We start from the raw sequence: 23569 nt of genomic DNA on the forward strand, positions 1-23569 counted from the left end.
GAGAGACACCACATGGCGATCACCACCGAAGCCACGAGCGAAGCCGTCGCCGGGCCGGCCGCCGGCCGCCGGCTCACCGGATTCAGCGGGGACCCCGACTACTTCCGCTTCAAGGAGTACCGGACCTTCGACCCCCGGGCCGTGGTCGACGTGCTCAGGGGCAGGAGCGCGGGCGTCGTCTTCCGCGGCGCGGTCGATCCGGAGATCTGCGCGCAGCTGTCCGCACGTTTCTGGGACAGCGGCGACCGGGAGCAGCGGACCGCCGTCGCGCCCAGCTACTACCTGGGCACCTACCACTTCCACAAGACGACCGAGGAGTACCTCGACGAGTCCGAGCGCACCGCACCGGCGCTGGAGCAGGTGCTCGACATCGAGCGGGACCCGCTGACCGAGTTCTACGACGGTCTCGCCGGGACCCTCGCCCCACAGGACGTCACGGTGCGCCGCGCCGAGCACGGGGGCCGCCAGGCGTGCCGCGGGCTGCTTCGCTCCTGGCACGCCGCCGGCGAGTACACCCTCGACCCGCACGAGGACAGCTCCCAGTGCACCCACCCCGGGCAGGCGGACTTCGAGATCCAGCGCGTGCTCGACCACCAGATCTGCGCGCTCAACATATGCCTGGAGAACGGCGACGGCGGCCGGCTCGCACTGTGGAACATCCAGCCGGACGAGGCCAGCAAGCGCCGCCTGGGCCTGGAGCACACCGGCTCGCCGTACCCGATGGACACCCTCGACGGCATCGAGTGCCAGTGGCTCGAGATCAACGCCGGTGACATCTACGTCTTCAACGGTGCGCACATCCACGCGGTGGAGCCCAACACCAGCGCCGGGAGCCGCCGCACCACGCTCGCCGGCATCTTCGGCTTCGTCGACCGCGACACGGTCGTGTCGTGGACATGAAGGCGCTCGTCCTGGCGGGCGGCACCGGCAGCCGGCTGCGGCCCATCACCCACACCTCGGCCAAGCAGCTGGTGCCCGTCGCCAACAAGCCCGTCCTGTTCTACGTGCTGGAAGCCATCGCGGACGCAGGCATCAGGGACGTGGGCATCGTCGTCGGGGAGACCGCGGACGAGATCCGTGCGGCCGTCGACGAGGGTGGATTCGACGGCCTGCGCATCACGTACCTCCCTCAGGAGGCCCCGCTGGGCCTCGCCCACGCGGTGCGCATCGCCCGGGACTTCCTCGGCGACGACGACTTCGTGATGTACCTCGGCGACAACTTCATCGTCGGCGGCATCACCGGACTGGTCGAGGAGTTCCGCACCGGGCGGCCCGACGCGCAGATCCTGCTCACCCGGGTGCCCGACCCCACCGCCTTCGGCGTCGCCGAACTGGACGAGCGGGGAAGGGTGGTGGGCCTCGTGGAGAAGCCCGCCGAACCGAAGAGCGATCTGGCCCTGGTCGGCGTCTACCTGTTCACCCCGGCGATCCACGAAGCGGTCGCCGCCATCGCTCCTTCCGGCCGCGGGGAACTGGAGATCACCGATGCCATCCAGTGGCTGATCGACCGGCGGTGCGACGTACGCTCCACCACGATCTCCGGCTACTGGAAGGACACCGGCAACGTCGGCGACATGCTGGAGGTCAACCGCACCGTCCTCGAGACCATCGAGCCCATGGTCGCCGGGGACGTCGACGAGGCCACGGAGATCGTCGGCCGGGTGCGGATCGCGGACGGGGCGACGGTCCGCGGCTCCCGGATCGTCGGCCCGGTGATCATCGCGTCCGGTGTGGAAATCAGCGGCTCCTACGTGGGTCCCTTCACGTCGATCTCCGAGGGGTGCCGCATCGAGGACAGCGAGATCGAGTTCTCCATCGTGCTGCCCGGTTCCTCCATCACCGGGGTGCGCCGTGTCGAGGCGTCCCTGATCGGCCGGAACGTGGAAGTCACCCCGGCGCCCCGGGCTCCCGCAGCACACCGGCTCATCCTCGGCGACCACAGCAAGGTGCAGATCTCCCCATGACGACCAGCATCCTCGTGACGGGCGGAGCCGGTTTCATCGGCTCCCACTACGTACGGACGCTGCTCGGCCCGCAGGGCCCGGGCGACATCCGCGTCACCGTCCTCGACGCCCTGACCTACGCCGGCAACCCGGCGAACCTCGACCCGGTCAGGGAGGACCCCCGATTCACCTTCGTGCACGGCGACATCTGCGACGCCGCACTCGTCGAGCCGCTGACGGCCCGCAACGACCAGGTCGTGCACTTCGCGGCCGAGTCGCACGTGGACCGCTCGATCCTGGGCGCGGCGGAGTTCCTGCGCACCAACGCGGTCGGCACCCAGACCCTGCTCGACGCGGCCCTGCGCACGGGTCTCGGCACCTTCGTGCACATCTCCACCGACGAGGTGTACGGCTCGGTGCCGACGGGTTCCACGCCCGAGACCGCGCCGCTGCTTCCCAACTCGCCGTACGCGGCGTCGAAGGCGTCCAGTGACCTGGTCGCACTGTCGTACCACCGCACGCACGGCATGGACGTCCGGGTCACCCGCTGTTCCAACAACTACGGCCATCACCACTTCCCGGAGAAGCTCATCCCGCGCTTCGTCACCACGCTCCTGGACGGCGGCGACGTGCCGTTGTTCGGCGACGGCGAGCACGTACGGGACTGGCTGCACGTCGACGATCACGTCCGGGGCATCGAGCTGGTGCGCACCGGTGGCCGGCCCGGCCGGATCTACAACATCGGGGGCGGTACCGAGCTCACCAACAAGGAGCTCACGTCGATGCTGCTGGAGGCCTGCGGCGCCGGCTGGGACCGCGTCGAGTACGTCGAGGACCGCAAGGGCCACGACCGGCGCTATTCGGTGGACTGGAGCAGGATCCGCGACGAGCTGGGCTACCGGCCGCACAAGGACTTCGCCACCGGCCTGGAAGAGACCGTCCGCTGGTACCGGGACAACCGCTCCTGGTGGGAGCCGCTGCTGACGCGGGCGGCCCTGTGAGCGCGCCGTGGCTGGTCGTCGGCGCCACCGGCATGCTGGGCCGCGAGGTCACGGCCCGGCTGCGGCGGGACGGCGAGGAGGTGATCGGCCTCGGCAGGGCCGGGCTGGACATCACCGACGCGGCGGCCGTGCGGCGCCTGGTGACCGCTCACCGCCCCGCCGTCCTCGTCAACTGCGCCGCGTGGACCGCCGTCGACGCCGCGGAGGAGCGGGAGCCGGAAGCCCTCCTCGTGAACGGCCGCGGTCCCGCCCACCTGGCCGACGCCTGCCGCTCGACCGGCACCCGGCTGCTGCACGTCTCCACCGACTACGTCTTCCCGGGCGACGCCCGCAGACCGTACGCCGAGAACGACCCGACCGGGCCGGTCAATGCCTACGGCCGCACCAAACTCGCCGGGGAACGAGCCGTTCTCGAACGTCTCCCCGATCACGGACACGTCGTACGCACCGCCTGGCTCTACGGCGCCGGCGGGCCCAGCTTCGTGCGCGCGATGATCAGGGCCGAGCGGGTCCGGGACACCGTCGACGTCGTCGACGACCAGCACGGGCAGCCGACCTGGAGCGCCGACCTCGCCGGCCTGCTGGTGCGGCTCGGCCGCGCGGCGCTCGCCGGCACCGCCCGACCGGGTGTCCGGCACGGCACCAGCGCCGGCCAGACCACCTGGTACGGCCTGGCACGCGAGGTGTTCCGGCTGCTGGACGCCGACCCGGACCGGGTCCGCCCCGTCAGCGGCAGCACGCTGCGGCGCGCGGCTCGCCGCCCGGCGTACGGCGTGCTCGCGTGCCGGCGTCCGCAGCCGGGCGTCGAGCCGATCCGAGACTGGCGCGCCGCGCTCGCCGCGGCGCTGCCCGAGATGGTGGAAACGGAGCAGCAGACATGATGCGTGCACTGGACGTCGGTCCCGCCTGGGTCGTGGAGCCCACGGTCCACCAGGACGCCCGCGGCGCCTTCTACGAGTGGTACCGCGCAGCCGAGTTCGGCGCGGTGGTCGGCCAGGACTTCCGCCTGGCGCAGGCCAACTGCTCCGTCTCGCGACGCGGCACCCTGCGCGGTATCCACTTCGCCCAGGTGCCGCCGGGGCAGGCGAAGTACGTGCAGTGCCTGCGGGGCGCGGTGCTCGACGTGGTCGTCGACGTCCGGGTGGGTTCCCCGACCTACCGCCGGTGGGAGGCCGTACGACTCGACGACGACAACCGTCGCGCCCTCTACATCGGAGAGGGGCTCGGGCACGCGTTCCTGGCTCTCACCGACGACGCGACCGTCAGCTACCTCTGCTCCGAGGGGTACGCCCCGCACCGCGAGCACGGCATCGACCCGTTCGACCCGGAGCTGGGCATCGACTGGCCGGCGGACGTCGAACCGCTGCTGTCCGAAAAGGACGCCTCGGCCCCCTCCCTGGCCGAGCTGGAGCGCCTGGGGCTGCTGCCCTCGTACGCCGAGGCCCAGGCTCACTACGCCTCGCTGCGTCGTTGAATCCGGCACTCATGGCGAAGGGCCCGCGCAAGCGGGCCCTTCGGCGTTCGGGGAGCGCCCCGGGTCACGCGATCTTCGTACCGCCTTCCTCGCACGGCACCCGCACGGCCCGTTCCCGAACCGCGTCCACCAGCTCCAGCGTCGCCACCGCGTCCGCGTGCCACGCTGCCTGGCCGGTACTGCGGGAGGCGACCGTCCCGCGGACCGCCGCCGCGAATTCCGCGACGCAGGCGAGGAACTGGTCGGCGGGCGGCAGCAGGAGCCGTTCCACCCGGTCCTGTTCCTCGATCCGCAGCTGCGTCCGCAGCTCGGCCGGCGGGCTCACGACCTGGTCCGCGGTCAGCCGCGCCCGGTCGCCCCACAACGTGTACCGCGCCCCGTAACTGTGCTCGAAGCCGAAGTCCAGCGAGGCGAGGACACCCGAGTCGGCGGCCAGCAGGACCTGCCCGGCGACGTCCAGGCCGTCGCGCGGCCGGATCCGGAGGGTGGCGCCGGTCACCCGCAGCCCCCGCCCCAGGAAACGCACCGCGGTCCGCAGCGGGTAGACGCCCGTGTCCAGCAGTGCGCCACCCCCCAGTTCGCGGGTGTACCGGATGTCGTCGGGGGAGAGCGGGGGGACGCAGAACGACGCGTGGAGCGTGCGGAGCCGGCCGATCCGTCCGTCCCGCAGCAGCTCGGTGACGGCCTGGTGGCGCGGGTGATGGAGGAACATGAAGTTCTCCCGCAGCACCAGGCCGCGGCTCTCGGCGAGCGCGGTCAGTTCCCGGGCTTCCTCGGCCGTCGTGGCCATGGGCTTCTCGACCAGCACATGCCGACCGGCCTCCAGCGCGCGGGCCGCCCAGGTGTGGTGCAGCGCCGCGGGCAGCGGAACGTACACCGCCTCGACGTCCGTGCGCTCCAGCAGCGCCTCGTACCCGGTGACGGCCGCACAGCCGAAGCGGTCGGCGAACCGGCGCGCCCGCCGCGGGTCGCGGGAGGCCACGGCGACGACTTCGACGTCCGGGCAGGCCGCCATCGCGGGCAGTACCCGCCGCCAGGCGATGGAGGCGGCCCCCAGGACGCCGACGCGTACCGGCGGTGTGCCGTGTTCGCGGGTCATCGCACCGTCCTGAGGGCGGCCACGAGCGTCCTGGCCTGGATGTTGAGCTGGCCGCTGTACTTCAGCAGGTCCTCCAGCTGGCTCGGACTCAGCCAGCGCATGGCGGCGTTCTCCTCGACCGGGACCCGGTCGTCCACCGAGACGATCATGTATCGGCTCTGCGCCTGGTCGAACCTGCCGCCCTCCTCCGACAGCACGGTGTCGAACAGGGTGTGCGCCCGGTCGGCGCCCAGCACCAGATCCAGATGGGGCGGCCGGTCGGCGGCGGCCAGGTGGGCGTGGCTGTCGGGCACGCACTGCACGGTCGGCCCCAGCTCCACCGTGTCCACGAATCCCGGTTCGACGCGTGCGTGCATCAGCGCGTGGAGGACACCGCCGACGCGCTTGACGAGCAGCGCGGCGACCCCCTGGCCGTGCGGCCGCAGCAGCGGCTGGGTCCAGGAAGACACCTCCCGGCTGCGCGAGCCCACGTGGACCGCGACGATGCTGAAGAACCGGCCCTCCTCGTGCGCGATGGCGTCGGCCGTGCGGCGCCACCCGGAAGCCGCCCGCAGCGGCAGCCGCTCGGTGACGACCTCGTGCGTGACCCGGCGGTCGGTCAGCCAGCTGCGGATCTCCTGTCCGGTGTGCACGGAGCTCCCGGGCCCGTCGACGCGGTCCCAGTCGGGCAGGCACGACAGCACGGTCCGCGCGTCCATGTTGACCAGGTTCTCCCACCGCAGCAGGGCGTTGATCTGCCCCAGCGTCAGCCAGCAGAAGTCCTCGCCGGCCTGCAGCTCGGGCCCGACCTCGACCACCATGTTGCGGTTGCGCTTGCGCAGGAACCAGGAGCCCTGCTCGGACTGCAGCACGTCCGCCAGCACCCGCCCGGGCTCGGGTGTGCGGAAGGCGTCCAGGTACGGCACCGACGAGCCACCGTGTACCCGGGTGTAGTTGCTGCGCGTCGCCTGGACGGTGGGGGAGAGCTGGACACCGTTGACGTTCCCCGGCTCCGACTTGGCCTGCATCAGGAAGTGCAGCACGCCGTCGATCTCGCGCACGGCGAGGCCGAGGATGCCGACCTCCGGCTGGTTGATGATCGGCTGGGACCATTCGGGCACCGCACCGAAGTCGGAGCGGACCCGCAGTCCCTGCACCGAGAAGAACCGCCCGCTGGTGTGGCCCAGGTCCCCGGTGTCCGGGTCGAACCCCCACTTGTCGAGTTCGCCGAAGGGTATGCGCTCGGTCTTCTGCGCATGGTGCAGCTGCCGCTCGGCAAGCCAGTCGAAGAACGCGGCGGTGCTGGTCACCCCGTCGGTGCACCGTGCCGACAGGGCCAGCCGAGCTGCCTGCGCGGTGTCGGTGGGCGAGATCCGGCTCGCCGTGGCGGCCCCCGTCACGGCTGGATCCTCTCCAGGAACCTCACCGCGGACGCGGCCCCGTCCTCGGCACGCAGGCGTTCGCCCAGCTCGGCGGCGGCCGCGGCGATGGCCGGGTCCGTGGCTGCCGTCCTGATCGCCCGGGCCAGGGCGGACGACGTCAGCTCGCGTTGCTTCAGCGGGGCGGGCGCCACTCCCAGGCGGTGCAGATGCTCGCCCCACATCAGCTGGTTCACCTCGAACGGGCAGACGACCTGGGGGACTCCCGCCGAGAGGGCGGCGTTGTGCGCGCCCAGCGAGCCGGAGTTGACGGCCACGCGCACCCGTGGCAGCAGCCAACCGTAGGGAACCTCGTCCAGCGCGAGGACGCCGTCCGGGGCGCTGCCGACGTCGAGCCCTCCCCAGCCGGCCACGATCACCGCCCGCTCGTCGCTCTCCCGCACGGCGTCCAGCACCAGGGCGGTGGTCCGCTCGGGGTCGGTCCCGAGGGCGCTGCCGAAGCCGATGAGAACGGGCTTCTCACCCTCCTCCAGGAAGCGCAGCAACCGGTCCGGCGGCTGCCAGTTCGGCGGCGGCGGAAGGTGCCAGAAGCCGTCGGTGTGCACCGAGTCGGGCCAGTCGGAGCCCGGGGTGAGGACGTGCGGGCTGAAGCTGTGCAGCACGGGTGCCGGCGCGCCGTCGGCGGAGAACCGGAAGTCGAGGTAGCCCTCCCGCGGCGGAAGTCCGAGGGTGTCCCCGCGCCACTGGTCCACCACGTCGATGACAGCGGGCGGCAGATAGGTCCGTACGTCCGTCCGGCTCGTGTCCTCCTTGTCGGAGAACACGTCCGACAGCATGCCGAACGCCGGATAGTCGCGCGAGACCACGAAGTTGGGATAGAGGGAGCCGAGGACGTGCGGAACCTTGAGCCGCTCGGCGATCTGCGGAATCACCTCACGGAACGCGTGCGAGTGGACGATCACGTCGGGACCGCAGGCCGCCGCCTCCCACAGATCACGGAGTACGGCCGCGTAGTGCGGAACCATCTGCCGGCGGACCTCCCGACGCTGCTCCTCGATCCGAGCGGTCGGACGGTCGCTGTGCTCCTGGAGGCGGCGGATGTCCGCCCGGGAGCGCACGGTGACGGCGGCGTCGTCCAGCGGGGCGAACGGCACGCCGTACTGGTCGGCGAGCGGTGCGAAGAGACGAGGCGCCGCAAGCACGGCCTCATGTCCCGCGCTGCGCAGTGCGTAAGCCAGAGCCAGATATGGCTGGACGTCGCCTCTATTTCCGTAGCAGTAGACCAGGACTTTCAACGTTTCGCCTCCCGTGCGCGTCGGAACGGCCAACTGTTTCCATTCCGTCGCACCGTCCGCAAGAGGCATTTGTCCTGTACAGATTTCCTAGAGCCGCTCGATTACGCCAGGCCCTAACGTGCCGAAGGTACTTCCTCGGGCCATGCCGCTGGTGTCGTGCCCGACTCGTCAGGAACGGGAGGGTCCGAAGCGGTGCGAGCACTGATTTATTCCCATGGCACTCGTGGGGATATGCAGCCCTATCTGGCGCTGGCCTTCGCGCTCAATCAGGCCGGACATTCGGCCAGACTCGTCGGTCCCCGCCTCTACGGCCCCATGGCCTCGGAATACGGAGTGGACTTCGCGCCGGTGGAGGACGAGGCCGTTCGGCTCCATCAGCGGCCCGACGTCCGAGAGATCCTGGTCAACTCGGAAGGGAAGGGCGACGCGTACGACAGGGCCCGGGAACGCATATTCGCGGAGATATTCCCCCGGCTCTACCCGATCATGCTGAAGGACATGTGGGACGCCGCGGCGGAAGGCGCGGACGTGGTGATCCACTCCCACTCGTCGCGTCAGGCCGTGCACCAGATCGCCGAGAAACTCGGGGTTCCGCACGTACTGGCCAGCCTCTACCCGCACTTCGTGGCCTCACGGCGCTATCCCCCCGAGGTCGGCACCTTCGAGCAGCGGCCGGACAACCTGGAGCGGCACGCCCGGGCGAACGACAACCCGATCAAGGGGCCGCTCGCCGAGATGTTCGGCCGATGGCGGGCCGACGTCCTCGGACTTCCGCCCCGCGACGGCGCCCTGGACAACAGGTTCCGGGCCGACGGAACGCCGGCGCCGGTGCTCCTCGGTTTCAGCCCGCACGTGATCGAGCCGGCGGACGACTGGCCCGAATGGGTCCACACGACCGGATTCTGGATGCTTCCGAGCAGCACGCGCTGGCAGCCGTCGGAACGGCTGCTGCAATTCCTGGACGACGGCGATGCACCGGTGTTCTTCGGATTCGGCAGTCACATGGGCACGGACCCCGAGGAAGTCGGCCGCATCGTTCTGGAGGTCGTCCGCAGAACAGGGGTCCGGGCGATCGTCGTCACGGGCTGGGGCGGTGCGTCCATTCCGAATCCTCCGGAAAACGTCCTGGTGGAGGACGAAATACCGTACGACTGGCTGTTCCCCCGGGTCCGTGCGGTGGTGCACCCGGGCGGAACCGGAGCGCACAACACGGCGCTGCGCGCCGGCGTTCCCCAGGTGATCTGTCCCTTCCAGAAGGAAGCGCTGATGTGGGCCGACCACCTTCACGGCCTGGGCGTCGCACCGCCGCCCGTCCCGCACCGGCACCTGACCGCGGACACGCTCACGAAAGCGGTCGACCAGGCCGTCAAGGACCCGGGCATCGCCCGCGCGGTCGACCGTCTGGCCCGGCTGACGTCCGTGGAGAACGGGGCCGAGAACGCGGTCCGGGTGCTCGAGAAGATCGTTTCCTGACCAGAACCCAGAGATCCCGAACCAAGAAAAGAGGATGAGATGTCCAATCCCTTCGAGGATGAAGAGGGCCGCTACCTGGTGCTCGTCAACGACGAGGGTCAGCACTCCCTGTGGCCCGGTTTCGCCGAGATCCCCGCGGGCTGGGAAGTGGCCCACGCGGAGGACAGCAGGCAGGCCTGCCTGGACCACATCGAGAAGAACTGGACCGACATGCGGCCCAAGAGCCTCGTCCGCCAGATGGCGGGATGAGGAGGCAGGTCCCGTTCCCCCGCACCGACGGCCCGCCGGACCCCACGCGGCCGGCCGTCCGGTGGGGGCCTGCCCCCGAGGGCGACGAGCGCGCTGCCACCCATGCCGCGCTCGTCGCCTCCGCGGCCGAACTGACCGGCGGCCCGGCCCACCTGATCCGGGTGGCACACGACCCCGCCGGCCGCCCCCGGCTCACCGGGCCCGCCGCCGGTGTGCAGGTCAGCCTCAGCCACGCCCCGGGCGTCTTCGCCGTGGCCCTCTCTCACGGTCCGGCGGCACTCGGCGTGGACATCGAGATCGTCCGCCCGCTGCCCGCCGTCGCACTGGCCCGCCGGTGGCTCGGTGACACCCCTGCCGACTGGGTCGCCGGCCTGCCCCGGCACGAGCGCGACGAGGCGTTCCTGGCGCTGTGGACCCGCAAGGAGGCCATCGGCAAGGCCCTCGGACACGGCCTGCGCCGCGGCGGACTCACCCGGCCGGTCGCCGTGCCGACCGACTGGCCCGCCACGCGACCGTCCGGCCGCCGACTGCCGTTCCCGTCCGACTCCGACCTCGACACCGTGACCGCGGTCGTGACCCCGGCCGGGAGCACCCGCGCGGTGCTGTCCGTCGCCGTGAGCGGCCGGCCCGCGGACCCACTCGTCGCGGACCTGGGCGACTGGCGGACACCCACGTTCCAGTGACGACCACACGCAAGCTCAGGAAAGGAACCGACGTGGCGCCAACCGCTGTTGACGCGGAAGCCCCCCGCGGCCGTCCACTGCGGCGCCTGCTCGGCCACTGTCTCCGTCACCGCGGGGCTCTGGCGCAGTCGCTGGTCGGCGCCGTGGGTGCCACGGCGACGAGCGTCGCGGTGCCGCTGATCACCCAGATCGTGCTGGACGACGTGGTCGTCGAGGGCGAGCGCCCCCTGCTCCCCTGGACGACCCTGCTGCTGGCCGTCGCCGCGGCCCGGTACGCGCTGACCTTTCTGCGCCGCTTCCACGCGAGCCGGCTCGCCGCCGACGTCCAACACGATCTGCGCGTGGCGCTGTTCCGAGCGGTGTCCCGCCCGGACGGTCCCGGGCAGCAGGACCTGGGGCCCGGACAGCTCATGAGCCGGGCCACGGTCGACCTGAACGGCGTTCACAGCCTGGTCGCCATGCTGCCGGCCGTGGTCTCCCACATCACCACCGTCGTCGGGGTGCTCACCGTGATGGCGGTGCTCTCCCTGCCGCTGACGGCGGTGAGCCTGCTCATGGTCCCCGTGCTGTGGGCTCTGGCCCGTCGCAGCCACCCGCAGTTGCTGGCCGCCACCTGGCAGGCGCAGGACCGGGCGGCCACCGCCGCGGGCGTCGTACAGAGTTCCGTCGCCGGCGTCCAACTCGTCAAGGCCTTCGGCCGCGAGGAACGGGAGACGGCCCGGTACACGGAGGCGGCCCGGCGGCTGTTCGCCGCGCGCATGCGCGTGACCCGGCTGGTCGCCCGTTACCAGCCGCCGCTGCAGGCCGTACCGGCGCTCGCCCAGATCGCCGTGCTGGCCCTCGGCGGCTGGGCGGCGGCCGGGGGCCGTCTGAGCCTCGGCACCTTCGTCGCCTTCTCGATGTACCTCATCCAACTGGCCGGTCCGCTGGGCATCCTGGCGGGTCTGGCGAACTCCGTCCAGCAGGCCACGGCCGCCGTCGCCCGCGTGCTCGAGCTGACCGACGCACCGCCGCCGCGCGCGGACGGCGCCGCCCGACTGCCCGCCGACGGGCCCCTGGCCGTCGAGTTCGACCACGTCTGCTTCCGGTACACGCCCGACCGCCCCGTGCTCGACGACCTGTCGTTGCGGATCGAACCCGGCGAGACGGTCGCCGTGGTCGGCGGTCCGGGGTCCGGCAAGTCCACGCTCGCCCTGCTGCCGGCCCGGTTCCACCAGGCGCCGACGGGCGCTGTCCGGATCGGCGGCACGGACGTACGCGACCTGAGTCTGGAATCGCTGCGTGCCTCCCTCGCCCTGGTGCCGGAGGAGAGCCTCCTGTTCGCCGGGAGCATCCGCGACAACATCGCGCTGGGCCGCCCCGGAGCGGACGACGACGAGATCCGCGAGGCAGCACGGCTCGCCCAGGCCGACGACTTCGTCTCGGCCCTTCCGAACGGCTACCTGACCGAGGTCGGCGAACGGGGCCGGACCCTCTCCGGCGGCCAGCGCCAACGACTCGCCCTGGCCCGCGCCCTGCTCCTCAGACCCCGTCTGCTGATCCTCGACGACGCGACCTCCGCGGTGGACCCCGCCGTGGAGGCGGCGATCCACGAGAGCCTGCGCATCCACGCCGACGGCCGTACGACGCTCGTGGTCGCACGCCGCAGATCGACCCTGGCCCTGGCCGACCGCATAGCCGTACTGGACCGCGGCCGGCTCGCCGACCTGGGCACCCACGACGAACTGCACGCCCGCTGCGCCCTCTACCGTGCCCACTTCGACGCGGCCCCGGCCGAGCCGTCCGCCACGCCCGCGCCGCCGATCGAGCCCGCGCCCGGCCCGCACACGCGGTCCGCGCCCGGCGCCGCGCACGCCTCCGCGTCCACGCCCGGGCCCCCGGCCGTCGACGAGGACCCGGCGGTGGACGAGGACGCGCTGGCCCGTGACGTCGGTGGCACGTTCGGGCTCCGCAGACTCACCCGGGGCTTCCGGCTGCCGCTCGCGGCCGGCCTGGCCCTGGTGCTCGCCGACGTCCTGTGCGGTCTCGCCCAGCCCTACGCCGTGCGCCGGGGCATCGAGACCATCACCGACGGGGCGGCTCCCGCCGCGCTGTCGGCGGCGTGTGCCGCCGCCCTGGCCGTCACGCTGCTGCGCTGGCTGGTCCAGCGCGGCTCCCTGCGGGTCACCGGACGCACCGGCGAGCGCCTGCTGTACGCCCTGCGGGTCCGCATGGCCGCCCAGCTGCACCGCCTGGGCCTCGACCACTACGAGCGGGAGGCCGACGGCCGGACCCTCACCCGGATGACCACCGACGTGGACGCCGTGTCCGGGTTCCTGCAGTCGGGACTGACGGGCTTCCTCGCCGGCCTGCTGACCATGGGCGGAGTCCTGGTCGTCCTGCTGGCCGCCAACCCCGTCCTGCTCCTGGCGGCCCTGCTTCTGCTGCCCGCCCTGTACATGGCCACGGCCGTGTTCCGCCGCCGGTCGCTGGTCGCCTACCGGCTGGCGCGGGAGCGGACCGCCACGGTCAACGCCGCCCTGCAGGAGAGCGCGCAGGGCATGCCCGTCATCCAGGCGTTCCGCCAGGAGGAGGCGTTCCTGAGCCGGTTCGCCGCACACAGCGACGCCGTCCGGCGGGCGCGGATCCGCTCGCAGTACCTGATGGCCCTGTACTTCCCCTTCATCGAGTGCCTGGCCGCCGTCTGCGCGGCCGGCCTGCTGGCCTTCGGGGCGCACCACGTCCGGGACGGCTCCATGAGCGCGGGCACACTCGTCGCCTACCTGCTGTACCTGGAGCTGTTCTTCCTCCCCGTCCAGCAGATCTCCCAGCTGTACGACACCTTCCAGCAGGCACGGGTCTCCCTCGACCGGATCGACGAGCTGCTGCGGCTGCCCACCGGCACACCGCAGGCCGCGCGTCCCCGCCCCGTCGGCCCGCTGCGGGGCGAGATCGTCCTCCACGACGTCCACTTCCGGTACGCGGACACCGCGGAGGACACCGCGGCCCACGCGGCACGTCCGGCGGCCGCGCTGACCGGCATGAGCGTCCGGATCCCCGCCGGGCAGCGGGTGGCCGTCGTCGGCGAGAGCGGGTCCGGCAAGTCGACCCTGCTGAAACTGGTCGCGCGGTTCTACGACCCCACCGCCGGCGCCGTCCTCGTCGACGGACAGGACGTCCGCGAACTCGACCTGAGCGCCTACCGGCAACGGCTCGGACTCATACCCCAGGAGCCCTACCTGTTCGCCGGAACCGTCCGGGACGCCATCGCCTACGGGCGGGACGACGCCACGGACGACGAGGTCGAAACGGCGGCCCGGCTGACCGGCGCCCACTCCTTCATCACCGCGCTGCCCCACGGCTACCGCCACCGGCTCACCGAGGGCGGAGGCAACCTCTCCGTGGGCCAGCGCCAGCTGATCGCCCTCACCCGGACCCGGCTGGCCGCGCCCGCCGTCCTGCTCCTCGACGAGGCGACGTCCGCCCTGGACCCCGCCACCGAGGCCATGGTCGACGCCGCCACCGACCGGCTCGCGGCCCGGCGCACCACGCTGGTCATCACCCACCGGCTCGCCCTGGCGGCCCGCGCCGACCGCGTGCTCGTCCTGCGGGACGGCCGCGTGTGCGAGGACGGAACACACACCGAACTCCTGGCGCTGGGCGGCCACTACGCCGCCCTCTGGCGCGCCCACGAGGCGCACCCCCGGACAGAACTCCAGACGCAAGGAAGGCCCCTATGACCACCGAGCAGACGACGCCCCGCGGGCGCGTCCTCCTGGCCGAACCCCGCGGCTTCTGCGCGGGCGTACGGCGCGCCATCGGCATCGTCGAACGCGCCCTGGACCTGTACGGCGCGCCCGTGTACGTCCGCAAGGAGATCGTGCACAACCACCACGTCGTCGGTGAACTGCGGCGGCGCGGCGCGGTCTTCGTGGACAGCGAGGACGAGGTGCCCGAGGGCGCCGTGTGCGTCTTCTCCGCCCACGGCGTCTCCCCGCAGGTGCGGGCGGGCGCGGCCGCACGGCGGCTCGACGTCATCGACGCCACCTGCCCGCTGGTGTCCAAGGTGCACCAGGAGGCGGTCCGGTACGCCCGTGACGGGCGCACCATCCTGCTGGTCGGGCACGAGGACCACGAGGAGGTCGAGGGGGTCCGCGGCGAGGCGCCCGCCAGGACCCTGGTCGTGGAGAGCGCCGAGGACGTCGAGCGGCTGGACCTTCCCGACGACACCCCGGTGGCGTACCTGACCCAGACCACCCTGTCCTTCGACGAGACCGCCGAGGTGGTCCAGGCCCTGCACCGGCGCTTCACCGACATCGTCGGCCCGCACGGCGACGACATCTGCTACGCGAGCCAGAACCGGCAGAACGCGGTGAAGGCCCTGGCCCGCTCCTGCGACCTGGTGCTCGTCGTCGGCTCCGAGAACTCCAGCAACTCCCTGCGAATGGTCGAGGTCGCCCGCCGCGAGGGCTGCCCCGCCCACCTGGTCCCCGACGTGACGCACCTGGACGAGCGCTGGCTGGAGTCGGTCGGCACGGTCGGCATCAGCGCCGGCGCCAGCGCGCCGGAGATCCTGGTGCGCGGCCTGGTGGACCGCCTGACCGAACTCGGGCTCGCCGACGTCCGCACGGACGACGGGACCGCGGAGGACGTGGTCTTCGCCATGCCCTCGCGGCTGGCCGACCCGGTCACCGGGCGGGCCCCGCGCACGCCGCTGGCCGACGAGAACCGGTGAGGACCCCCATGACGACCAGCATCGAACGCCCCCTCGCCCCGCTCACCGAGCTGTGCGGCCCCGCGGAACTGCGCGACCTGACCACGGCACAGGTCGAGGAACTCGCCGGGCGGATCCGCGGCTTTCTCGTCGACAAGGTCGGCCGCACCGGAGGCCACCTCGGGCCCAACCTGGGCGTGGTGGAACTGACCCTCGCCCTGCACCGCGTCTTCGACTCGCCCCGCGACACCCTCCTGTGGGACACCGGCCACCAGACGTACGTGCACAAGATCCTCACCGGCCGCGCCGGCGCCTTCGACGCGCTGCGCCGGCCCGAGGGACTGTCCGGATACCCCTCGCGCGAGGAGTCCGCGCACGACGTCATCGAGAACTCCCACGCCTCGACCGTCCTGTCGTACGCCGACGGGCTGGCCCGGGCGCACGCGCTGCGCGGGGTCACCGACCGCAGGGTCGTCGCGGTGATCGGCGACGGCGCCCTCACCGGCGGTATGGCCTGGGAGGCGCTGAACAACATCGCGGCGGCACCGCACCGCCCCGTCGTCATCGTGCTCAACGACAACGGCCGCAGCTACGCGCCGACCGTCGGCGGCATCGCCGAGCACCTCGCGGCCCGCCGGGCCGGCGACCGGGACCCCGGACTGCCCGGCCTGTTCGAGAACCTTGGGCTGGCCCAGCTGGGTCCCGTCGACGGCCATGACGTCGAGGCACTGGAGGAGGCGCTGCGACGGGCCGTCGCGCTGGGCCGGCCGGTGGTCGTGCACTGTGTGACCCAGAAGGGGCGCGGACACGCCCCGGCCGAGCAGAACGAGGCCGACCGCTGCCACGTGGTCCGCGCCCGGCCCGCCACGGGCGCCGCCCCGGTGGCGTCCCGGCCGTCCTGGACCTCGGTGTTCGAGGCGGAGCTGGCCGACCTCGGCGAGCGCCGGACCGACCTCGTCGCCCTCACCGCGGCCATGCTGGAGCCGGCCGGGCTCACCACCTTCGCCCGGCGCTTCCCGGAGCGGACCTTCGACGTGGGCATCGCGGAGCAGCACGCCGTCACCGCGGCCGCCGGACTCGCGCTCGGCGGCCTGCACCCGGTCGTGGCCGTCTACGCCACCTTCCTCAACCGGGGCTTCGACCAGCTGCTCATGGACGTCGCGCTGCACCGCGCACCGGTCACCTTCGTCCTGGACCGGGCCGGGGCCACCGGAGACGACGGCCCCTCGCACAACGGCATGTGGGACCTGTCCCTGTTCCAGCTCGTGCCCGGGCTGAAGGTGGCCGCCCCGCGCGACGCCGAGACCCTGCGCCGTGCGCTGCGGGAGGCCGTCGCGGTCGACGACGCGCCCACCGCGGTGCGCTTCCCCAAGGGCGCGGCGGCCGATCCCGTCCCCGCCCTCGACACGGTCGCCGGCCTGGACGTGCTGCACCGCTCCGGTGCGGACCCCGACGTGCTGCTGGTGTCCGTCGGTCCGCTGGCCCCGGTCTGCCTGGCCGCCGCGGAGCTGCTGCACGAACGGGGTGTGGGCGTCACCGTGGTGGACCCGCGCTGGATCCAGCCGGTCGCACCCGCCCTGATCGACCTGGGGCTCGCGCACCGGGCGGTGGTCAGCGTCGAGGACAGCGGCCGGTCCGGCGGTGCCGGGGCCGCCCTGGCCCAGGCGCTCGCGGATGCCGGCGCCCGCCGCCCGGTCCAGGTCATGGGCCTGCCGCAGCGGTTCCTGGCCCAGGACCGGCGCGAGGACCTCCTGGCCCGCGCCGGCCTGACGGCCGACGGGATCCTCCGCACGGCCCTGCGTGCGCTGGGCCGACCCGAGGCCACTACGGACATCGCGGACACCACAGACACCACGCCCACCACCTCACATCAGGGACACCACGGTGACCAGTGACACCAGCGTCACCACGCCGACCAGGAGGGAACGAGGAGAATGACGGTCCAGCTCGGTATGCCCGCCGTACCGCCGCAGACCCTGGGGGAGCGCCGCAGGACCCGCGCGCTGCACGTGGGCTCGGTGGGCGTCGGCGGAGACTTCCCCGTCTCGGTGCAGTCGATGACCACGACGGTCACGGCCGACGTGAACGCGACCCTCCAGCAGATCGCCGAACTGGCGGCGGCGGGCTGCGACATCGTCCGGGTCGCGTGCCCCTCGCAGGACGACGCGGAGGCGCTGCCCGTCATCGCGGCCAAGTCGTCCCTCCCGGTCGTCGCCGACATCCACTTCCAGCCGAAGTACGTCTTCGCCGCCATCGACGCCGGCTGCGCCGGGATCCGGGTGAACCCGGGCAACATCAGGAAGTTCGACGACCAGGTGGCGGCCATCGCCCGCGCGGCCAAGGACCGGGGCACCCCGATCAGGATCGGCGTCAACGCCGGTTCGCTGGACGCCCGCCTGCTGGCCAAGCACGGCAGGGCGACCCCCGAGGCGCTGGTGGAGTCCGCACTGTGGGAGGCGTCCCTCTTCGCGGAGCACGACTTCCACGACCTGAAGATCTCCGTGAAGCACAACGACCCGGTGGTGATGATCCGCGCCTACGAACTGCTGGCCGAGGCGTGCGACTACCCCCTGCACCTCGGCGTCACCGAGGCCGGCCCCGCGTTCCAGGGCACCGTGAAGTCGGCCGTGGCCTTCGGCGCCCTGCTCCGGCAGGGCATCGGCGACACGATCCGGGTGTCGCTGTCGGCGCCGCCGGTGGAGGAGGTCAAGGTCGGCATCCAGATCCTGCAGGCGCTCGAGCTGCGCCCGCGCAAGCTGGAGATCGTCTCCTGCCCGTCGTGCGGCCGGGCCCAGGTGGACGTCTACCGCCTGGCCGCGGAGGTGACCGCCGCCCTGGAGGGCATGGACGTCCCGCTGCGGGTCGCCGTGATGGGATGCGTGGTCAACGGCCCGGGCGAGGCCCGGGAGGCGGACCTGGGCGTGGCCTCCGGCAACGGCAAGGGACAGATCTTCGTGCGGGGCGAGGTCGTACGGACCGTGCCCGAATCCAAGATCGCGGAGACCCTGATCGAGGAGGCTCTCAAGCTGGCCGCGGCAGCGGACGAGGCCGGGGCCGCGTAGCTGGGCAAGGTAAGAATCTGACTAGAGCATTGCCAAGTCGTGGGGGAGTAAAAGGGTCCAATACCAGACAAGACACCTCGGTTTTTGCACAGACGCGCGCTGTCACTCTCATGTGTGACAGCGCGCACACCTACCAGGTAAAGACCTCATCAAATAGTTTGTGATACGGTTCACGAGAACCCCGGATAGAGCCGAAGGACCGAAGTGCGTCGGTCCAATGGCGTGAGGTCTCGATCACTCAGCCCGGGACTACGCTCGTCCATGACGACACCCTGCCCCCCTGTGAAAGCGGAGTTGCCGCCATGCCGTCCAATGACGCCCGGATCCTGGCCCAGGCCGCCGTACCCACGGCTGTCGTCGGCGCGCTTGCCGTCGTCGTCAGTGGAGTGGTCGCGGGCGGCAAGGGAGCGATCGGGGCTGTCGTCGCGACGGTGGTCGTGTGCCTCTTCATGGGGTCCGGTCTCTACGTCCTGCAGCGCATCGCCAGATCGCTTCCGCAGCTGTTCCAGGGTATGGGCCTGATGCTCTACACGGCCCAGTTGCTGTTGCTGGTCGTCTTCGTGGCCGCGTTCAAGGACACGAACCTGTTCAATCCCCGCGTCTTCGCCATCGTTCTCGTGGTCACCACTCTGGCGTGGATCACCGCGCAGACCCGTGCCCACATGAAGGCCAAGATCCTCTACGTCGAACCTGATGCCTCGTCGAAGGGCGACAAGCCCGAGAAGACAGGGCACTCGCGGTGAGAGGTAGGGCCGGGATAAAGGCACGCAGGAGATGCTGCTATCGTCCGGTGCCAACTGCGGCATCGCGGGCGCGGGCATCTGAGCTGACGCCTGTTCAATCGCGAGGCGAGATGCCCCACAGCCGCCCCCACATCCGTAACACCAGTCCCGTGCCGAACCGCGGCCCCGCGTCGCGCCGACACAACGAGGTTGCCGTATCTATGCGCCACGATGAAGGAGCCCGCGGTGAGTGCTGACCCGACGCAGGTGCTCGCCTTCGAGTCCGACTGTCACATCTTCACCGGTTGTGGATTCCCGGCTCCCGGCCTGCATTCCTTTGTCTTCAAGCCGCTCTTCACTGTCGGCGGGTTCGAGTTCAACAAGCCGATGCTGCTGGCCCTGCTGGGCACGGTCGCGATCGTCGCTTTCTTCTGGGCCGCGTTCGCCAGGCCCAAGCTCGTGCCTGGCAAGCTCCAGATGATCGGTGAGGCCGGGTACGACTTCGTGCGCCGCGGCATCGTCTACGAGACGCTGGGCAAGCGCGAGGGCGAGAAGTACGTGCCCCTCATGGTGTCGCTGTTCTTCTTCATCTGGATCATGAACCTGTGGTCCGTCATCCCGCTGGCACAGTTCCCCGTGACGTCCATGATCGCCTTCCCGGCGGGTCTGGCGGCCATCGTCTACATCCTGTGGATGTTCCTGACGTTCAAGAAGCACGGGTTCACCGGCGGTCTGAAGAACATCACCGGTTACGACAAGTCGCTCGGCGCCGTACTGCCGGTGATCGTGATCATCGACTTCTTCTCGAACGTGCTGATCCGCCCCTTCACGCACGCGGTCCGACTGTTCGCGAACATGTTCGCCGGCCACCTGCTGCTGCTGACCTTCACCATCGGCACCTGGTACCTGCTGAACGGAGTCGGCATCGTCTACGCTGGCGCCTCGTTCGTGATGACCATCCTGCTCACGGCGTTCGAGCTCTTCATCCAGGCCGTTCAGGCGTACGTCTTCGTACTCCTCGCCTGCAACTACGTTCAGGGCGCTCTCGCCGAGCACCACTGAGCCTCCTCGCCCTCCCTGTCCAACCTGACTGTCCGGTGGCCAACCCCCACCGGTACGCGTTAAAGAGAAGGAAGATCCGGCATGTCCGCTCTCCAGATCCTCGCCGCCGACGGCGTCACCGGCAACCTCGGTTCGGTCGGCTACGGCCTCGCTGCGATCGGCCCCGGCATCGGCGTCGGCATCATCTTCGGTAACGGCACCCAGGCCCTCGCCCGCCAGCCCGAGGCTGCCGGTCTGATCCGCGCCAACCAGATCATGGGTTTCGCCTTCTGTGAGGCCCTGGCGCTGATCGGTATCGTCATGGGCTTCCTCTTCCGTAGCTGAAGCGCGCTTCGACGCAACTCCCTTAGACGGAAGGCACTGATGTGAACGCCCTGGTAACGCTGGCGGCGACAGAGGAGCAGAATCCTCTGATCCCCGAGATCCCAGAGCTTGTCATCGGCCTGATTGCTTTCGCCATCGTCTTCATCTTCCTCGCCAAGAAGCTCCTCCCGACCATCAACAAGGTTCTGGAAGAGCGTCGCGAGGCCATCGAGGGCGGTATTGAGAAGGCCGAGGCCGCGCAGACCGAGGCCCAGAGCGTCCTCGAGCAGTACAAGGCCCAGCTCGCCGAGGCCCGGCACGAGGCCGCGCGCCTGCGCCAGGAGGCGCAGGAGCAGGGTGCCGCCCTCATCGCCGAGATGCGGGCCGAGGGCCAGCGGCAGCGCGAGGAGATCGTCGCCGCCGGTCACACCCAGATCGAGGCCGACCGCAAGGCCGCCGCGGGCGCCCTGCGTCAGGACGTCGGCAAGCTCGCCACCGAACTGGCCGGCAAGCTCGTCGGTGAGTCCCTCGAGGACCACGCCCGGCAGAGCCGTGTGATCGACCGCTTCCTCGACGAGCTCGAGGAGAAGGCCGAGGCCACGCGATGAACGGAGCGAGCCGCGAGGCCCTGGCAGCCGCACGTGAGCGTCTCGACGCGCTGACGGACTCCACGTCCGTGGACGCCGTCCAGCTCGCCGACGAGCTGGCGGCCGTCACCGCGCTGCTCGACCGCGAGCACAGCCTGCGTCGGGTCTTCACCGACCCGGCGCAGCCCGGTGAGGCCAAGGCCGAGCTGGTCCGGCGCCTCGTCGGCGGCCAGGTCGGCGAGGCCACGCTCGACGTGGTGTCCGGCACGGTCCGTTCCCGCTGGTCGCAGCCGCGTGACCTGGTGGACTCGCTGGAGGAGCTGGCGAACATCGCCGACCTCACGGCGGCGCAGAAGACCGGCACGCTCGACGACGTCGAGGACGAGCTGTTCCGGTTCGGCCGGATCGTCTCCTCGAACACCGAGCTGCGTGCTGCGCTCACCGACCGCTCGGCGAGCACCTCGGCCAAGGTCGAGCTGCTGCACCGGCTCCTCGGCGGCCGGGCCAAGCCCGCCACCGAGCGTCTGGTGACGCGCCTCGTGACCGCGCCGCGTGGACGTAGCCTGGAAGCGGGACTGGAGTCCCTGTCCAAGCTCGCCGCCGAGCGCCGGGAGCGCATGGTCGCCGTCGTCACCTCAGCGGTGCCGCTGAGCGACGGGCAGAAGCAGCGCCTCGGCGCCGCCCTGGCCAAGCTCTACGGCCGCCGGATGCACCTCAACCTGGACGTCGACCCCGAGGTCGTCGGCGGGATCCGGGTGCAGGTCGGTGACGAGGTCATCAACGGTTCCCTCGCGGACCGGCTGGAGGACGCGGCCCGCCGCATGGCGAGCTAGCGGCACCTCGGTATTCGAGAAAAGCAGTACGTACTTACGGCCCTGGTTGGGCCGTGCAGAGGATTCCTGGGGGTCGCCCCCAGACCCCCACGAAAACTTCGGGCCCAACAAGGAGAGCAGGGAACCCAGATGGCGGAGCTCACGATCCGGCCGGAGGAGATCCGGGACGCGCTGGAGAACTTTGTCCAGTCGTACAAGCCGGACGCGGCCTCGCGCGAGGAGGTCGGTACGGTCACCGTTGCCGGCGACGGCATCGCGAAGGTCGAGGGCCTGCCCTCGGCCATGGCCAACGAACTGCTGAAGTTCGAGGACGGCACCCTCGGCCTCGCCCTCAACCTCGAGGAGCGCGAGATCGGTGCCATCGTCCTCGGTGAGTTCAGCGGCATCGAGGAGGGTCAGCCGGTCACGCGTACCGGTGAGGTCCTCTCCGTCGCGGTCGGCGAGGGCTACCTCGGCCGTGTCGTCGACCCGCTCGGCAACCCGATCGACGGCCTCGGCGAGATCGAGACGTCCGGTCGCCGCGCCCTCGAGCTGCAGGCCCCCACGGTCATGCAGCGCAAGTCGGTGCACGAGCCGATGGAGACGGGCTACAAGGCCGTCGACGCGATGACCCCGATCGGCCGTGGCCAGCGTCAGCTGATCATCGGTGACCGCCAGACCGGCAAGACCGCCCTGGCCGTCGACACGATCATCAACCAGCGCGACAACTGGCGCTCGGGCGACCCGAAGAAGCAGGTCCGCTGCATCTACGTCGCCATCGGCCAGAAGGGCTCCACCATTGCCGGCGTGCGCCGCGCGCTGGAGGAGAACGGCGCCCTGGAGTACACGACCATCGTCGCCGCCCCGGCGTCCGACCCGGCCGGCTTCAAGTACCTGGCGCCGTACACCGGTTCGGCCATCGGCCAGCAGTGGATGTACGAGGGCAAGCACGTCCTCATCATCTTCGACGACCTGTCGAAGCAGGCCGACGCCTACCGCGCCGTGTCCCTGCTGCTGCGCCGCCCGCCGGGCCGTGAGGCCTACCCGGGTGACGTCTTCTACCTGCACTCCCGTCTGCTGGAGCGCTGCGCCAAGCTCTCCGACGACATGGGTGCCGGTTCGATGACCGGTCTGCCGATCGTCGAGACCAAGGCCAACGACGTCTCGGCGTTCATCCCGACCAACGTCATCTCCATCACCGACGGCCAGTGCTTCCTGGAGTCGGACCTGTTCAACGCCGGTCAGCGTCCCGCGCTGAACGTCGGTATCTCCGTCTCCCGAGTCGGTGGTTCCGCGCAGCACAAGGCGATGCGCCAGGTCTCCGGCCGTCTCCGTGTGGACCTCGCCCAGTTCCGTGAGCTGGAGGCGTTCGCCGCCTTCGGTTCCGACCTGGACGCGGCCTCCAAGGCCCAGCTGGAGCGCGGTCAGCGCATGGTCGAGCTGCTGAAGCAGGACCAGTACCAGCCGATGTCCACCGAGGACCAGGTCGTCTCCGTCTGGGCCGGCACCAACGGCCGTATGGACGAAGTTCCGGTCGTCGACATCCGCCGCTTCGAGAAGGAGCTGCTGGACTACCTGCACCGCAAGGAGTCGGGCCTGCTCACCTCGATCCGCGAGGGCGCCAAGATGTCGAACGACACGATCCAGGCGATCGACGACGCCGTCGCGGAGTTCAAGAAGCAGTTCGAGACCTCGGACGGCAAGCTGCTCGGCGAGGACGTTCCTGCCGCTGCCGCCAAGTGACGTAAGGAAG

Annotated in this window: 21 protein-coding genes; 18 read left to right on the top strand and 3 right to left on the bottom strand. The window is 71.1% G+C overall.

The genetic code is table 11. The annotated features are described in order from the left end of the window. Positions 1-12 precede the first annotated feature (12 nt). Genes ACIF83_RS15235 through rfbC form a run of 5 tightly spaced genes read left to right on the top strand, consistent with a single transcriptional unit; the run spans position 13 to position 4418 of the window. Positions 13-900: a hypothetical protein gene (locus tag ACIF83_RS15235; protein WP_393469466.1), complete on the top strand. Its 888-nt coding sequence runs from the start codon at positions 13-15 to the stop codon at positions 898-900. Beyond that, complete coding sequence (locus ACIF83_RS15240; RefSeq protein ID WP_399727178.1) at positions 897-1964, top strand: glucose-1-phosphate thymidylyltransferase; 1068 nt, start codon at positions 897-899, stop codon at positions 1962-1964. Before ACIF83_RS15235 ends, ACIF83_RS15240 begins: the two co-directional genes overlap by 4 nt. Continuing rightward, positions 1961-2944: a dTDP-glucose 4,6-dehydratase gene (gene rfbB / locus ACIF83_RS15245; RefSeq protein WP_393469469.1), complete on the top strand. Its 984-nt coding sequence runs from the start codon at positions 1961-1963 to the stop codon at positions 2942-2944. Before ACIF83_RS15240 ends, rfbB begins: the two co-directional genes overlap by 4 nt. Continuing rightward, a complete protein-coding gene (rfbD, locus tag ACIF83_RS15250; protein WP_393469471.1) occupies positions 2941-3825 on the top strand; it encodes a dTDP-4-dehydrorhamnose reductase in 885 nt (294 codons plus the stop codon). Before rfbB ends, rfbD begins: the two co-directional genes overlap by 4 nt. Further along, on the top strand, positions 3825-4418 hold the full coding sequence (gene rfbC / locus ACIF83_RS15255; protein WP_398137711.1) for a dTDP-4-dehydrorhamnose 3,5-epimerase: 594 nt from the start codon (positions 3825-3827) through the stop codon (positions 4416-4418). Before rfbD ends, rfbC begins: the two co-directional genes overlap by 1 nt. Before the next feature lie 64 nt (positions 4419-4482). Here the strand turns inward: rfbC and ACIF83_RS15260 are convergent, their stop codons facing one another. Genes ACIF83_RS15260 through ACIF83_RS15270 form a run of 3 tightly spaced genes read right to left on the bottom strand, consistent with a single transcriptional unit; the run spans position 4483 to position 8170 of the window. Continuing rightward, a complete protein-coding gene (locus ACIF83_RS15260) occupies positions 4483-5517 on the bottom strand; it encodes a Gfo/Idh/MocA family protein (protein WP_393469474.1) in 1035 nt (344 codons plus the stop codon). Continuing rightward, positions 5514-6896 (bottom strand): NDP-hexose 2,3-dehydratase family protein, encoded by a 1383-nt coding sequence (locus ACIF83_RS15265; RefSeq protein ID WP_399727003.1) that lies wholly within the window; start codon positions 6894-6896, stop codon positions 5514-5516. The genes ACIF83_RS15260 and ACIF83_RS15265 overlap by 4 nt, the downstream gene beginning before the upstream one ends. Next, the gene (locus ACIF83_RS15270) at positions 6893-8170 is read right to left on the bottom strand and encodes a glycosyltransferase (RefSeq protein WP_399727006.1); all 1278 of its coding nucleotides are present in this window, start codon (positions 8168-8170) and stop codon (positions 6893-6895) included. The genes ACIF83_RS15265 and ACIF83_RS15270 overlap by 4 nt, the downstream gene beginning before the upstream one ends. 192 nt (positions 8171-8362) lie before the next feature. Here ACIF83_RS15270 and ACIF83_RS15275 point away from each other — a divergent pair, with 192 nt between their 5' ends. The 13 genes from ACIF83_RS15275 (at position 8363) to atpA (ending at position 23559) form a co-directional block, all read left to right on the top strand. Further along, entirely contained in the window at positions 8363-9643 is a 1281-nt protein-coding gene (locus ACIF83_RS15275) for a glycosyltransferase (RefSeq protein WP_399727009.1), read from the top strand. Positions 9644-9682: 39 nt separating this feature from the next. Beyond that, positions 9683-9892: an MbtH family protein gene (locus ACIF83_RS15280; RefSeq protein ID WP_393469485.1), complete on the top strand. Its 210-nt coding sequence runs from the start codon at positions 9683-9685 to the stop codon at positions 9890-9892. Continuing rightward, positions 9889-10575 (top strand): 4'-phosphopantetheinyl transferase family protein, encoded by a 687-nt coding sequence (locus ACIF83_RS15285; RefSeq protein ID WP_399727012.1) that lies wholly within the window; start codon positions 9889-9891, stop codon positions 10573-10575. Before ACIF83_RS15280 ends, ACIF83_RS15285 begins: the two co-directional genes overlap by 4 nt. A gap of 32 nt (positions 10576-10607) precedes the next feature. After that, positions 10608-14294 carry an ABC transporter transmembrane domain-containing protein gene (locus ACIF83_RS15290; protein WP_399727016.1) on the top strand — a complete coding sequence of 1229 codons (3687 nt, stop codon included), beginning with the start codon at positions 10608-10610 and terminating at the stop codon, positions 14292-14294. Further along, the gene (locus ACIF83_RS15295) at positions 14291-15289 is read left to right on the top strand and encodes a 4-hydroxy-3-methylbut-2-enyl diphosphate reductase (protein ID WP_399727019.1); all 999 of its coding nucleotides are present in this window, start codon (positions 14291-14293) and stop codon (positions 15287-15289) included. Before ACIF83_RS15290 ends, ACIF83_RS15295 begins: the two co-directional genes overlap by 4 nt. Positions 15290-15297: 8 nt before the next feature. Further along, positions 15298-17163, top strand: coding sequence for a 1-deoxy-D-xylulose-5-phosphate synthase (locus ACIF83_RS15300; RefSeq protein ID WP_399727022.1), 1866 nt, complete (start codon positions 15298-15300; stop codon positions 17161-17163). A gap of 39 nt (positions 17164-17202) precedes the next feature. After that, on the top strand, positions 17203-18330 hold the full coding sequence (gene ispG, locus ACIF83_RS15305; protein ID WP_393469500.1) for a flavodoxin-dependent (E)-4-hydroxy-3-methylbut-2-enyl-diphosphate synthase: 1128 nt from the start codon (positions 17203-17205) through the stop codon (positions 18328-18330). Positions 18331-18632: 302 nt separating this feature from the next. Beyond that, positions 18633-19073 carry a hypothetical protein gene (locus ACIF83_RS15310; protein ID WP_399727025.1) on the top strand — a complete coding sequence of 147 codons (441 nt, stop codon included), beginning with the start codon at positions 18633-18635 and terminating at the stop codon, positions 19071-19073. 210 nt (positions 19074-19283) lie between these two features. After that, complete coding sequence (gene atpB / locus ACIF83_RS15315) at positions 19284-20114, top strand: F0F1 ATP synthase subunit A (protein WP_393469506.1); 831 nt, start codon at positions 19284-19286, stop codon at positions 20112-20114. An 81-nt stretch (positions 20115-20195) separates the two neighbouring features. Continuing rightward, on the top strand, positions 20196-20438 hold the full coding sequence (gene atpE, locus ACIF83_RS15320) for an ATP synthase F0 subunit C (protein WP_393469509.1): 243 nt from the start codon (positions 20196-20198) through the stop codon (positions 20436-20438). A gap of 41 nt (positions 20439-20479) precedes the next feature. Continuing rightward, entirely contained in the window at positions 20480-21025 is a 546-nt protein-coding gene (locus tag ACIF83_RS15325) for a F0F1 ATP synthase subunit B (protein ID WP_094216095.1), read from the top strand. Continuing rightward, positions 21022-21837, top strand: a complete 816-nt coding sequence (locus tag ACIF83_RS15330) for a F0F1 ATP synthase subunit delta (RefSeq protein WP_399727030.1) — start codon at positions 21022-21024, stop codon at positions 21835-21837. The genes ACIF83_RS15325 and ACIF83_RS15330 overlap by 4 nt, the downstream gene beginning before the upstream one ends. Before the next feature lie 129 nt (positions 21838-21966). After that, positions 21967-23559, top strand: coding sequence for a F0F1 ATP synthase subunit alpha (gene atpA / locus ACIF83_RS15335; protein ID WP_393469516.1), 1593 nt, complete (start codon positions 21967-21969; stop codon positions 23557-23559). Positions 23560-23569 lie beyond the last annotated feature (10 nt).

The sequence above is a fragment of the Streptomyces sp. NPDC085866 genome, assembly GCF_044541035.1.
Lineage (GTDB): Bacteria > Actinomycetota > Actinomycetes > Streptomycetales > Streptomycetaceae > Streptomyces.

Excerpts from the sequence above, each read along its gene's own strand:
- ACIF83_RS15235 (WP_393469466.1), top strand. The coding sequence starts at position 13 with ATGGCGATCACCACCGAAGCCACGAGCGAAGCCGTCGCCGGGCCGGCC.
- ACIF83_RS15240 (WP_399727178.1), top strand. The coding sequence starts at position 897 with ATGAAGGCGCTCGTCCTGGCGGGCGGCACCGGCAGCCGGCTGCGGCCC.
- rfbB (WP_393469469.1), top strand. The coding sequence starts at position 1,961 with ATGACGACCAGCATCCTCGTGACGGGCGGAGCCGGTTTCATCGGCTCC.
- rfbC (WP_398137711.1), top strand. The coding sequence starts at position 3,825 with ATGCGTGCACTGGACGTCGGTCCCGCCTGGGTCGTGGAGCCCACGGTC.
- ACIF83_RS15260 (WP_393469474.1), bottom strand. The coding sequence starts at position 5,517 with ATGACCCGCGAACACGGCACACCGCCGGTACGCGTCGGCGTCCTGGGG.
- ACIF83_RS15280 (WP_393469485.1), top strand. The coding sequence starts at position 9,683 with ATGTCCAATCCCTTCGAGGATGAAGAGGGCCGCTACCTGGTGCTCGTC.
- ACIF83_RS15285 (WP_399727012.1), top strand. The coding sequence starts at position 9,889 with ATGAGGAGGCAGGTCCCGTTCCCCCGCACCGACGGCCCGCCGGACCCC.
- ACIF83_RS15295 (WP_399727019.1), top strand. The coding sequence starts at position 14,291 with ATGACCACCGAGCAGACGACGCCCCGCGGGCGCGTCCTCCTGGCCGAA.
- ACIF83_RS15300 (WP_399727022.1), top strand. The coding sequence starts at position 15,298 with ATGACGACCAGCATCGAACGCCCCCTCGCCCCGCTCACCGAGCTGTGC.
- ispG (WP_393469500.1), top strand. The coding sequence starts at position 17,203 with ATGACGGTCCAGCTCGGTATGCCCGCCGTACCGCCGCAGACCCTGGGG.
- ACIF83_RS15310 (WP_399727025.1), top strand. The coding sequence starts at position 18,633 with ATGCCGTCCAATGACGCCCGGATCCTGGCCCAGGCCGCCGTACCCACG.
- atpB (WP_393469506.1), top strand. The coding sequence starts at position 19,284 with ATGAAGGAGCCCGCGGTGAGTGCTGACCCGACGCAGGTGCTCGCCTTC.
- atpE (WP_393469509.1), top strand. The coding sequence starts at position 20,196 with ATGTCCGCTCTCCAGATCCTCGCCGCCGACGGCGTCACCGGCAACCTC.
- ACIF83_RS15330 (WP_399727030.1), top strand. The coding sequence starts at position 21,022 with ATGAACGGAGCGAGCCGCGAGGCCCTGGCAGCCGCACGTGAGCGTCTC.
- atpA (WP_393469516.1), top strand. The coding sequence starts at position 21,967 with ATGGCGGAGCTCACGATCCGGCCGGAGGAGATCCGGGACGCGCTGGAG.